The following is a 12,346-nucleotide window of genomic DNA, read 5'->3' as shown; positions in this document are numbered from 1 at the left end:
AAAATCCCTGGTGGCGATAAGGTTTTTGAGCTGACGGGCGACGTGGGGGCGCCGTGCGCTTCGCCTGATCAGCGCGTTCGAGGGGAGGGCGTGCCGGCCGGCTGGTCAAGTTGCGCCGCGTCCGTCAGCTCTCGACATTCTCACGTGCTATAATTTGTGGCTTTCCAAGCTGCAATGTGCGCGCGCCCGTGAAAAACGAGCGGGCGCGTTTGCGCGTTCAAACGATTTCCAGGTTTCTATGACCCGCGCCCTTCGCAATATCGCCATCATCGCCCACGTCGACCACGGCAAGACCACGCTCGTCGACCAACTGCTCCGCCAGTCCGGCACCTTCCGCGAGAACCAGCAGATTGCGGAGCGGGTGATGGACTCGAACGACATCGAAAAAGAGCGCGGGATCACGATTCTCGCGAAGAACTGCGCGGTCGAGTACGAAGGCACGCACATCAACATCGTCGACACGCCGGGGCACGCGGACTTCGGTGGCGAGGTGGAGCGCGTGCTGTCGATGGTCGACTCGGTGCTGCTGCTCGTCGACGCGGTCGAAGGCCCGATGCCGCAGACCCGCTTCGTCACGAAGAAGGCGCTCGCGCTCGGCCTGAAGCCGATCGTCATCGTCAACAAGATCGATCGTCCGGGTGCGCGGATCGACTGGGTCATCAACCAGACCTTCGACCTGTTCGACAAGCTCGGCGCAACCGAAGAGCAGCTCGATTTCCCGATCGTCTACGCATCGGGCCTGAACGGCTATGCGTCGCTCGATCCGTCGGCGCGCGAGGGTGACATGCGTCCGCTGTTCGAGGCGGTCCTCGAGCACGTGCCGGTTCGTCCGGCCGATCCGGAAGCGCCGCTGCAACTGCAGATCACGTCGCTCGACTATTCGACGTACGTCGGCCGGATCGGCGTCGGCCGCATCACGCGCGGTCGCATCAAGCCGGGCCAGCCGGTCGTGATGCGCTTCGGCCCGGATGGCGACGTGCTAAACCGCAAGATCAACCAGGTGCTGTCGTTCACGGGCCTCGAGCGCGTGCAGGTCGATTCGGCCGAAGCGGGCGACATCGTGCTGATCAACGGTATTGAAGACGTCGGTATCGGCGCAACGATCTGCGCGGTGGATACGCCGGAAGCGCTGCCGATGATCACCGTCGACGAGCCGACGCTGACGATGAACTTCCTCGTCAACTCGTCGCCGCTCGCCGGCCGCGAAGGCAAGTTCGTCACGAGCCGCCAGATCCGCGATCGCCTGATGAAGGAACTGAACCACAACGTCGCGCTGCGCGTGAAGGACACCGGCGACGAAACGGTGTTCGAAGTGTCGGGCCGTGGCGAGCTGCACCTGACGATTCTCGTCGAGAACATGCGCCGTGAAGGCTACGAGCTGGCCGTGTCGCGTCCGCGCGTCGTGATGCAGGAAATCGACGGTGTGAAGAACGAGCCGTACGAGCTGCTGACGGTCGACGTCGAAGACGAGCATCAGGGTGGCGTGATGGAAGAGCTTGGTCGCCGCAAGGGCGAGATGCTCGACATGGCGTCGGACGGCCGCGGCCGCACGCGCCTCGAGTACAAGATCTCGGCCCGTGGCCTGATCGGCTTCCAGAGCGAATTCCTGACGCTCACGCGCGGCACGGGCCTGATGAGCCACATCTTCGACTCGTACGCACCGGTCAAGGACGGCTCGGTCTTCGAGCGTCGCAACGGCGTGCTGATCTCGCAGGACGACGGCGCTGCCGTGGCCTACGCACTGTGGAAGCTGCAGGATCGCGGCCGCATGTTCGTGAAGCCGGGTGACGCGCTCTATGAGGGCATGATCATCGGTATCCACAGCCGTGACAACGACCTCGTCGTGAACCCGATCAAGGGCAAGCAGCTGACCAACGTGCGTGCGTCGGGCACCGACGAAGCCGTGCGCCTCGTGCCGCCGGTCCAGATGTCGCTCGAGTACGCGGTCGAATTCATCGACGACGACGAGCTCGTCGAAGTGACGCCGCAGTCGATCCGTCTGCGCAAGCGTCACCTGAAGGAACACGAGCGTCGCCGCGCAAGCCGCGAAGGCGCGGTCGACTAAGCGTTTCGACCGGGGTTCATGCATGACAAAAAAGGCTGCCTGCGGGCGGCCTTTTTCGCATCCGCGCGGAGTGTAATCAGGGTGCCTGCAAAACACTGTTTCTGCGGGTCGTGGCAATCCGGCAAAACCCCGTCACGCGGTGCTTTCAGGCACATTTCACCGTGAACTTCGGTATCGGTTCTGTGATATGCTGCGCGCACGCAAGTTTTAGGTCCTTCCAAGCAAGACTTGATTCGCAATCCGCTAAACGGTCAGGCCGTGTCGCGGAAGGTTGAGTAACCCGCTATTTCTCGAGAAGCTCGAAGAAAGGTGAGCGTAAAATGTCAGATGTAATGAAGCAGTTTCAGCTGAACTCCTATCTGTTCGGCGGCAATGCTTCGTACGTTGAAGAACTGTACGATGCATACCTCAACAATCCGGCATCGGTGCCGGAGAACTGGCGAGAGTATTTCGACGCGCTGCAGAATGTGCCTGCAACGGACGGGTCGAATGCCAATGACGTCGCCCATTTTCCGATCGTCGAATCGTTCGCCGAGCGCGCGAAGGCCAATGCCTTCATCCCGCGCGAAAGCACGACCAATCTGGCTGCGGCACGCAAGCAGGTGCACGTCCAGTCGCTCATCAGCGCTTATCGCTTCCTCGGCTCGCAATGGGCCAATCTGGATCCGCTGAAGCGTCGCGAACGTCCCGCCATTCCCGAGCTCGAACCCGCGTTCTACGATTTCTCCGAAGGCGACCTCGACCAGACGTACAGCGCAAGCAACCTGTACTTCGGTTTCGACCAGGCTTCGCTGCGTGACATCGTCAAGGGCCTGCGCGACACGTACTGCGGCACGATCGGCGCCGAATACATGTACATCAGCGACCCGGAACAGAAGCGCTGGTGGCAAGAGCGCCTGGAGTCGACCCGCGCGACGCCGAACTTCTCGGCAGACGAGAAGAAGCACATCCTGAATCGCCTGACGGCCGCTGAAGGCCTCGAGCGCTACCTGCATACCAAGTACGTCGGCCAGAAGCGCTTCTCGCTCGAAGGCGGCGAAAGCTTCATCGCGGCGATGGACGAAGTCGTCCAGCACTCGGGCAAGCGCGGCGTGCAGGAAATCATCATCGGCATGGCCCACCGCGGCCGTCTGAACGTGCTGGTCAACACGCTGGGCAAGATGCCGGCCGACCTGTTTGCCGAATTCGAAGGCAAGCACGTCGACGACCTTCCGGCCGGTGACGTGAAGTACCACAAGGGCTTCTCGTCGGACGTGTCGACGGAAGGCGGCCCGGTCCACCTGTCGCTCGCATTCAACCCGTCGCACCTCGAAATCGTGAACCCGGTGGTCGAAGGTTCCGCGAAGGCGCGTATGGACCGTCGCGGCGACGAAGACGGCCTGCAGGTGCTGCCGGTGCAGATCCACGGTGACGCGGCCTTCGCTGGCCAGGGCGTCGTGATGGAAACGCTGAACCTCGCGCAGACGCGCGGCTACGGCACGCACGGCACGCTGCACATCGTCATCAACAACCAGATCGGCTTCACGACGTCCGACCCGCGCGATGCGCGCTCGACGCTGTACTGTACCGACGTCGTCAAGATGATCGAGGCGCCGGTGCTGCACGTGAACGGCGACGATCCGGAAGCCGTCGTGCTCGCGATCCAGATCGCGATCGACTACCGGATGCAGTTCCACAAGGATGTCGTGATCGACATCGTCTGCTTCCGCAAGCTGGGCCACAACGAGCAGGACACGCCGGCCGTCACGCAGCCGCTGATGTACAAGAAGATCGCACAGCACCCGGGCACCCGTGCGCTGTACGCCGAGAAGCTCGTGCAGCAGGGCGTGATCAGCGCGGAAGACGCCGACAACTTCGTGAAGGCGTACCGCAAGGCAATGGACGACGGTCACCACACGGTCGACCCGGTCCTGTCGAACTACAAGAGCAAGTACGCGGTCGACTGGGTTCCGTTCCTGAACCGCAAGTGGACGGATGCAGCCGACACGGCCGTGCCGCTCGCAGAACTGAAGCGCCTCGGCGAACGCATCACGACGGTCCCGGAAAACTTCAAGGTCCACCCGCTCGTCGAGCGCGTGATCAACGACCGCCGCAACATGGCGCGTGGCGACCAGCCGCTCGACTGGGGCATGGGCGAGCACCTCGCGTTCGCGTCGCTCGTCGCATCGGGCTACTCGGTGCGCCTGACCGGCCAGGACTCGGGCCGCGGCACGTTCACGCACCGTCACGCGGTGCTGCACGACCAGAACCGCGAGCGCTGGAACGACGGCACGTACGTGCCGCTGCAGAACATCGCTGAAGGCCAGGCGAAGTTCACGGTGATCGACTCGGTGCTGTCGGAAGAAGCTGTGCTGGGCTTCGAATACGGTTACTCGACCGCCGAGCCGAACACGCTCGTGCTGTGGGAAGCGCAGTTCGGCGACTTCGTCAACGGCGCGCAGGTCGTGATCGACCAGTTCATCTCGTCGGGCGAAGTGAAGTGGGGCCGCGTGTCGGGTCTCACGATGCTGCTGCCGCACGGCTACGAAGGCCAGGGTCCGGAACACTCGTCGACGCGTATCGAGCGTTTCCTGCAACTGTGTGCGGATCACAACATGCAGGTCGTTCAACCGACGACGCCGGCGCAGATTTTCCACCTGCTGCGTCGCCAGATGATCCGCCTGTTCCGCAAGCCGCTGATCGTTGCGACGCCGAAGTCGCTGCTGCGCCACAAGGAAGCAGTGTCGGACCTGTCGGAACTGGCGAAGGGCTCGTTCCAGCCGGTGCTGGGCGAAACCGACGGCGGCATCGACGCGAAGAAGGTCAAGCGCGTGCTGGCATGCTCGGGCCGCGTGTATTACGACCTCGTTGCACATCGCCGCGAAGCGAAGGCGAACGATGTCGCGATCATCCGTATCGAGCAGCTGTACCCGTTCGCGCACAAGCAGTTCGAAGCCGAAATGAAGAAGTACGAGAACGCGACTGAAGTGGTCTGGGTGCAGGACGAGCCGCAGAACCAGGGCCCCTGGTTCTACGTCGAGCACCATCTGAAGGAAGGCATGAAGGAAGGGCAGAAGCTGGCATACAGCGGCCGCCCGGCTTCGGCCTCGCCGGCGGTTGGCTACTACGCGAAGCACTACGAGCAGCAGAAGGCCCTCATCGAAGGTGCATTCGGCCGCCTGAAGAGCGCATCGATCGCGAAATAACCGACGGAAGCGAAACGGGAAGGCGCCATGCGCTTTCCCGTCTCTTTTGGCCCGCCGGGCGCGTTGCGCGCCGCATTGGCCGAAGGAATCGCACGAACCTCGTCATTACCCAGATTAAGCATCCAGGAAAATCACATGGCTATCGTAGAAGTCAAAGTCCCCCAGCTTTCGGAGTCGGTTTCGGAAGCCACCATGCTGCAGTGGAAGAAGAAGCCGGGCGAAGCAGTCGCACAAGACGAAATCCTGATCGAACTCGAGACCGACAAGGTCGTGCTCGAAGTGCCGGCACCGGCCGCAGGCGTGCTCGCGCAAGTGCTGCAGAACGACGGTGACACCGTTGTTGCCGACCAGCTGATCGCGACGATCGACACCGAAGCGAAGGCAGGTGCAGCCGAAGCCGCGGCAGGCGCCGCCGAAGTCAAGCCGGCAGCAGCGCCTGCTGCAGCCGCACCGGCAGCACAGCCGGTCGCCGCAGCCGCATCGTCGACGACCGCATCGCCGGCCGCATCGAAGCTGCTGGCCGAGAAGGGCCTGTCGGCGGGCGACGTCGCAGGTTCGGGCCGCGACGGCCGCGTCACGAAGGGCGACGCACTGGCAGCAGGTAGCGCAGCGAAGGCCGCTCCGGCTGCCGCACCGGCCAAGACGGCCGCTGCGAAGCCGTCGCTGCCGGACGTGAAGGTGCCGGCGTCGGCGACGACCTGGCTGAACGACCGTCCGGAGCAGCGCGTGCCGATGTCGCGCCTGCGTGCGCGTATCGCCGAGCGCCTGCTCGAGTCGCAGCAGACCAACGCGATCCTGACGACGTTCAACGAAGTGAACATGGCCCCGGTCATGGAACTGCGCAACAAGTACAAGGACAAGTTCGAGAAGGAACATGGCGTGAAGCTCGGCTTCATGTCGTTCTTCGTGAAGGCGGCCGTGCACGCGCTGAAGAAGTTCCCGCTCGTGAACGCGTCGATCGACGGTAACGACATCGTCTACCACGGCTACTTCGACATCGGTATCGCCGTCGGCTCGCCGCGCGGCCTCGTCGTGCCGATCCTGCGCAACGCGGATCAGCTGAGCCTCGCCGAGATCGAAAAGAAGATCGCCGAGTTCGGCCAGAAGGCGAAGGACGGCAAGCTGTCGATCGAGGAAATGACGGGCGGTACGTTCTCGATCTCGAACGGCGGCGTGTTCGGCTCGATGCTGTCGACCCCGATCATCAACCCGCCGCAGTCGGCAATCCTCGGCGTGCACGCGACGAAGGAGCGTCCGGTCGTCGAAAACGGCCAGATCGTGATCCGTCCGATCAACTACCTCGCGCTGTCGTACGACCACCGCATCATCGACGGCCGCGAAGCCGTGCTGTCGCTCGTCGCGATGAAGGATGCGCTGGAAGATCCGGCACGCCTGCTGCTCGACCTGTAAGCCGAGTTTCACCGCATTGACCCGCTCCGCACGGGCGCGCGACACGCGCTGCCCGTGCGGACGCACAAGAAGAAAGGATTGCCATGTCCAAGGAATTTGACGTCGTCGTGATCGGCGCCGGCCCCGGCGGCTACATCGCCGCGATTCGTGCCGCGCAGCTGGGCAAGACCGTTGCCTGTATCGAAAAGTGGAAGAACCCGGCCGGCGCGCTGAAGCTCGGCGGCACCTGCCTGAACGTCGGCTGCATCCCGTCGAAGGCGCTGCTCGCGTCGTCGGAAGAGTTCGAGAACACGTCGCACCACCTGGCCGACCACGGCATCACGGTTGACGGCGTGAAGATCGACGTCGCGAAGATGCTCGGCCGCAAGGACGCGATCGTCGAGAAGATGACGAGCGGGATCGAGTTCCTGTTCAAGAAGAACAAGATCACCTGGCTGAAGGGCCACGGCAAGTTCACCGGCAAGACCGACGCCGGCGTGCAGATCGAAGTGAGCGGCGAGGGTGAAACCGAAGTCGTCACCGCGAAGAACGTGATCATCGCGACGGGCTCGAAGGCACGTCACCTGCCGGGCCTTCCGGTCGACAACAAGATCGTGTCGGACAACGAAGGTGCGCTGACGTTCGACGCAGTGCCGAAGAAGCTCGCCGTGATCGGCGCAGGCGTGATCGGCCTCGAACTCGGTTCGGTGTGGCGTCGCCTGGGTGCCGAAGTGACGGTGCTCGAAGCGCTGCCGGCATTCCTCGGCGCAGCTGACGAAGCACTCGCGAAGGAAGCGGCCAAGCTGTTCAAGAAGCAGGGCCTCGACATCCATCTCGGCGTGAAGATCGGCGAAGTGAAGACGACCGCGAACGGCGTGTCGATCGCCTACACGGACAAGGACGGCAACGCGCAGACGCTCGACGCCGACCGCCTGATCGTGTCGGTCGGCCGCGTGCCGAACACCGACAACCTCGGCCTCGAGGCAATCGGCCTGAAGGCGAACGAACGCGGCTTCATCGACGTGGACGACCACTGCCGTACGGCGGTGCCGAACGTGTACGCGATCGGCGACGTGGTGCGTGGCCCGATGCTCGCGCACAAGGCGGAAGACGAAGGCGTGCTGGTCGCGGAAGTGATCGACGGCCAGAAGCCGCACATCGACTACAACTGCATTCCGTGGGTGATCTACACGTACCCGGAAATCGCATGGGTCGGCAAGACGGAGCAGCAGCTGAAGGCGGAAGGCCGCGAGATCAAGTCGGGCAAGTTCCCGTTCTCGATCAACGGCCGCGCGCTCGGCATGAACGCACCGGACGGCTTCGTGAAGATGATCGCGGACGCGAAGACCGACGAACTGCTCGGCGTGCACGTGATCGCGGCCAACGCGTCGGACCTGATCGCGGAAGCCGTCGTGGCGATGGAATTCAAGGCGGCGTCGGAAGACATCGCCCGCATCTGCCATCCGCACCCGTCGATGTCGGAAGTGATGCGCGAAGCGGCGCTCGCCGTCGACAAGCGCTCGCTGAACAGCTGAGCGCGGTATAGCGCCGGCCGGCCATCGGCCGGCGCAGCCGTCTCATGACGAGGGCGGGCGGGGTTTCCCGTCCGCCTTCGTTTTTTCCGGTTTGCACGATGAACGTCACCGAATACTACACGCGCGAATTGACCACGCGCGGCTATCAGTCCGATCCCGCGCAGCGGGCCGCCGTCGACCGCCTGCAGGAATGTTTCGACGAGTGGGTCGAGTACAAGGCGCGCCGCTCGAACGCATTCAAGAAGCTCATCAATCATCCCGACCTCCCGCGCGGCGTCTACATGTGGGGCGGCGTCGGTCGCGGCAAGAGCTTCCTGATGGACAGCTTCTACGCGGTCGTGCCCGTGCAGCGCAAGACGCGCCTGCATTTCCACGAATTCATGCGCGAGGTGCACCGCGAGCTCGAGGAATTGAAAGGGCAGGCCGATCCGCTCGACGAACTCGCACGGCGCATCGCGAAGCGCTACCGGCTGATCTGCTTCGACGAGTTCCACGTGTCGGACATTGCCGATGCGATGATCCTGTACCGTCTGCTCGATCGCTTGTTCAACAACGGCGTGCAGTTCGTGATGACGTCCAACTACGATCCCGATGACCTGTATCCGGACGGCCTGCATCGTGACCGCATGCTGCCGGCGATCGCGCTGATCAAGTCCAGGCTCGACGTGCTCAACGTCGATGCGGGCGTCGATTATCGCCAGCGCACGCTCGCGCAGGTGAAGATGTATCACACGCCGCTCGGCGCGGACGCCGATCGCGAATTGCGGCATGCGTTCCAGAAGCTCGCTGCCGTTCCCGACGAAAGCCCGCTCCTGCATATCGAGAAGCGCGAGCTGAAGGCGCTGCGCAAGGCGGACGGCGTCGTATGGTTCGACTTCGCGACGCTGTGCGGCGGCCCGCGCTCGCAGAACGACTATCTCGAGCTCGCAAGCCGCTTCCACGCGATCGTGCTGTCCGAGGTGCCGCAGATGTCGCCGCGGATGGCGTCCGAAGCGCGCCGCTTCACGTGGCTCATCGACGTGCTGTACGACCACAAGGTCAAGCTGCTGATGTCCGCGGCGGTGCCGGCGGAGCAGTTGTACATCGAAGGCCCGATGGCCAACGAGTTTGCACGTACGGTGTCGCGAATCGTCGAGATGCAGTCGAAGGAATATATCGAAACGCCGCGCCGCATCGTCGATACGTCGCTGACCTGAGTGCGATTTCCGGCAATGGACGGGATTCAAACGTCAATTCCGGTCAAATTAAGGCAATCTCGGGGTATTTTCGGATTTGTCTTATATTCATTGTTGAGGTGAGCCGATATCGTTGTGTCATGGTTACTAAGGCTGGAGAGGTCCATGACACCGTATCGCGATCTGACCGAACACGAGTGGCGCTGCGTCGCGCCGCTTCTGCCCGAAATGCAGCCGCGCACCGAGTTGCGCGGCCGTCCGTTGGCCAATACGCGTGCCGTCCTGAACGGCGTGCTCTGGGTGATCTACAGTGGCGCAACGTGGTCGGCCATGCCGCGCCGTTACCCTTCGTACCAAACTTGCCATCGGCGCTTCAAGGTCTGGCACGAGACGGGTACGTTGATGAGTATCATGCGTGAGCTCTATGGCGACGCAGGCGTCAATCTGTGCAATGAATTGTCCACGCGAATGCGCAAGCACACGCAATCGAAAGCGGCGGAAGCGCGCAGCAATGTGGCGCCCGCGTATCGCGCACCGGGCAGCTATGCGTCTGACACGCTGAAACATGCAGCGTGATGTCCGCAGGTTCCAGTTACGCACGCACCAAAACAAAATCGGCCTGACGACTTCGTCGCAGGCCGATTTTTTCATTGAGCCGCGCGTTCAAGCGCGAGTCGCATTATTGCTGGCGAACCCAGGTCTGCGAACGACCGAGCAGCGACACGCCGATATAACCGCGCACGACGAGTTTCTGGCCGCCGTCTTCAAGCGTCATCTTGCACTTGTAGACCTTGCCGTTCTCCGGGTCGAGAATGTTGCCGCCGTCCCAGTGGTCGCCTTCCTTCTTCATTGCCTTGATGATCGTCATGCCCTTGATGAGCTGATCCTTGCGCTCGTCCGTGCAGGCGGTGCAGCGGCGATCAGGCGTATCGTTCGCACCGAGGCCCTTGACGACCTTGCCGTTCAGCGCACCGTCGCCGTCTTCGGAGATCTGCACGAGTGCCTTCGGCTGATGGGTGCTGTCGTCGATCGTCTGCCACATGCCGATGGGGCTGTCTGCTTGTGCGAGCGTCGGAGCGGCGCAAGCGAGCAGTGCGCCGGCGATGGCGATTGCACGCAACGGGCGGGTCAGTTGAATCATTGTCATCCTCCTTGTTTTGCATGTCGTGTTCGATTTGCCCGCACGACCGTCTGCATGGGGCGGGCATGTTGCGAGCTTCGCCAGAATACGTGAAACCACGCGCCACGTTTGATAGAGGGGACTCTAATCGAAACAGCCCGCGTGGCGCGGGCTGTTTGGTGACCGATCAGTTGAGCTGATACGAGAATGCGGCGTTGATGCGCGGGCTGCGTGATGCACTTTCGACGGGTGCGTCACCCACCGGCTTCGCGACGTTCAGGTCGAGGCTGTAGAAGCGGCTGTCCGTGAAACGTACACCGATGCCGACCGACGACATGCGGTTCGGCGACGGCGTGCCCGCGTGCAGGTACACGCGCGCCATGTCGTAGGCGATGTACGGCGTAACGGATTTCATATACGTCCAGCCCGGCGTGAAGCCGCGGTTGACCTCCAGCGACATCCCCCATCCCGAGTCGCCCGACGCTTCGCCTGGCTGATAGCCGAGCGCGTAGCGCGTCGAACCGAACGAGATCTGCTCGGACGTCGGCAGCGAGTCGGGGCTGTATTGCCCGGTGAGCGATACTGACGTGCCGATCCGGAACGGCCATTCGTTCGTTTGCGTGAAGGTTGCGCCGGTGCGGACGAAGGTCAGTGATGTCGGGTCGGCGTACGTAATCGTCGAGCCGTTCGCCTGGGCGACCTGCGATTTCGACGCGCCGAGAATGTCGAACGCCTTGGCGACGTTGACGCTCAACTTTCGCACCTGTTTCGGCTGGACGTTCGTGTAGTCGAGCTGCAGTTGCAGCACGCGAACCTGCGACCGGTTGTTGAGCGTCGCGCCGTTGATCTGGTTCTGGTAATTGTCCTCGTTGTGCGCCGCGTAGCCCGACACCGTGCCGAGCAGGCTGCGCTGGTTGTTCAGCAGTATCGGATAGGATGCCGAAAGACCAAGCTTCTCGTTCTTGACCGTACGCTGCACGTATGACGGCAGCCCCGGATTGTTGGTCGGCTTGCCGCGATACGTGCTCGCGTCGAGGCGCGTGATCAGGCCGCTGCTGCCGACGGGTACCGCGCCGCTGAATGCGAAATAAGTCTGCTTGTCGCGCCCCGGCGGCGCCAGCGCGGAAATGCTCAGTTGCTCGCCGAACGACGTGAGGCCGTTTTCGGTGGCGGTGATGAGGCCCTGGACGCCCGGGTGGTTGAAGTCGATACCGGTGCTGACGTTGAACGGCTTGCGGTCGACCGCGAGTTCGAGCGTCGTGGCACCGTCGGTGGTTTGCGGCGGCGGTACGTTCGCCTTTACCGTGAGGCCGGGTAACAGGCCGAACGTGTTTACGTAGCGTTCGAACGTCGCGCGGCGCAGCGGGCGATCGGCGGTGATATGCGCGGCGATCGCGCGAATCTTCGATTCCATCGCACCGGGCTTGCCGGTGACCTTGACGTCCGACACATAGCCTTCGACGACCGTGATGCGCACGACGCCGTTCTCGAACGTCTGGGCAGGAACGAATGCGAACGACAGCGCGAAGCCGCGATCCTGGTACAGCTTCGTCACACCGTTGGCGGTTTCGATCAATTCGCCGATCGTGATGTCCTTACCGACGAGAGGGGTGAAGCGACGCGAGATTTCCTCGAACGGCACGGACTTCACGCCTTCGACCTGGAACGTCGTCGGCGTCAGATGGCGCGACAGCAACTCCTGCAACTGCGGCGCTTGCGGTGCGACCTGCACGGTCACGTTCGGACCGGTTTTCGGCGCGTTGATCTGGGGGAGGGAGTCGAGCGGGTTACCCCCGACGCGCGTTTGTGCATGTGCCGTGCCTGCCGCCGCGATGGCGAGCAGCATCATCCATCTGTCGAGTCTGGATTTCATTGTT

8 protein-coding genes are annotated in these 12,346 nt (G+C 62.9%); 6 read left to right on the top strand and 2 right to left on the bottom strand.

Features of this window, described 5'->3' with window-relative positions:
- The first annotated feature begins 238 nt into the window (after nt 1-238).
- The 6 genes from typA (at nt 239) to BCO18175_RS07540 (ending at nt 9,925) form a co-directional block, all read left to right on the top strand.
- Nucleotides 239-2,065, top strand: coding sequence for a translational GTPase TypA (typA, locus tag BCO18175_RS07565; RefSeq protein WP_174912620.1), 1,827 nt, complete (start codon nt 239-241; stop codon nt 2,063-2,065).
- A gap of 320 nt (nt 2,066-2,385) precedes the next feature.
- Complete coding sequence (locus BCO18175_RS07560) at nt 2,386-5,250, top strand: 2-oxoglutarate dehydrogenase E1 component (protein WP_174934429.1); 2,865 nt, start codon at nt 2,386-2,388, stop codon at nt 5,248-5,250.
- A 135-nt stretch (nt 5,251-5,385) separates the two neighbouring features.
- Nucleotides 5,386-6,660 carry a 2-oxoglutarate dehydrogenase complex dihydrolipoyllysine-residue succinyltransferase gene (gene odhB / locus BCO18175_RS07555; protein WP_174980077.1) on the top strand — a complete coding sequence of 425 codons (1,275 nt, stop codon included), beginning with the start codon at nt 5,386-5,388 and terminating at the stop codon, nt 6,658-6,660.
- An 83-nt stretch (nt 6,661-6,743) separates the two neighbouring features.
- Nucleotides 6,744-8,174, top strand: coding sequence for a dihydrolipoyl dehydrogenase (lpdA, locus tag BCO18175_RS07550; RefSeq protein ID WP_174980076.1), 1,431 nt, complete (start codon nt 6,744-6,746; stop codon nt 8,172-8,174).
- A 98-nt stretch (nt 8,175-8,272) separates the two neighbouring features.
- Nucleotides 8,273-9,370 carry a cell division protein ZapE gene (zapE, locus tag BCO18175_RS07545; protein ID WP_174912608.1) on the top strand — a complete coding sequence of 366 codons (1,098 nt, stop codon included), beginning with the start codon at nt 8,273-8,275 and terminating at the stop codon, nt 9,368-9,370.
- 144 nt (nt 9,371-9,514) lie between these two features.
- Nucleotides 9,515-9,925: a transposase gene (locus BCO18175_RS07540; RefSeq protein ID WP_174980075.1), complete on the top strand. Its 411-nt coding sequence runs from the start codon at nt 9,515-9,517 to the stop codon at nt 9,923-9,925.
- A 103-nt stretch (nt 9,926-10,028) separates the two neighbouring features.
- Here the strand turns inward: BCO18175_RS07540 and BCO18175_RS07535 are convergent, their stop codons facing one another.
- Nucleotides 10,029-10,490: a DUF2147 domain-containing protein gene (locus BCO18175_RS07535; RefSeq protein WP_174912601.1), complete on the bottom strand. Its 462-nt coding sequence runs from the start codon at nt 10,488-10,490 to the stop codon at nt 10,029-10,031.
- A 166-nt stretch (nt 10,491-10,656) separates the two neighbouring features.
- A complete protein-coding gene (locus tag BCO18175_RS07530) occupies nt 10,657-12,342 on the bottom strand; it encodes a ShlB/FhaC/HecB family hemolysin secretion/activation protein (RefSeq protein ID WP_174980074.1) in 1,686 nt (561 codons plus the stop codon).
- Nucleotides 12,343-12,346 lie beyond the last annotated feature (4 nt).

It is taken from the genome of Burkholderia lata (genome assembly GCF_902499335.1).
Taxonomy (GTDB): domain Bacteria; phylum Pseudomonadota; class Gammaproteobacteria; order Burkholderiales; family Burkholderiaceae; genus Burkholderia; species Burkholderia lata_B.
Note: the sequence above shows the minus strand (reverse complement) of the source record. Positions and strands in the feature narration are given on the sequence as shown.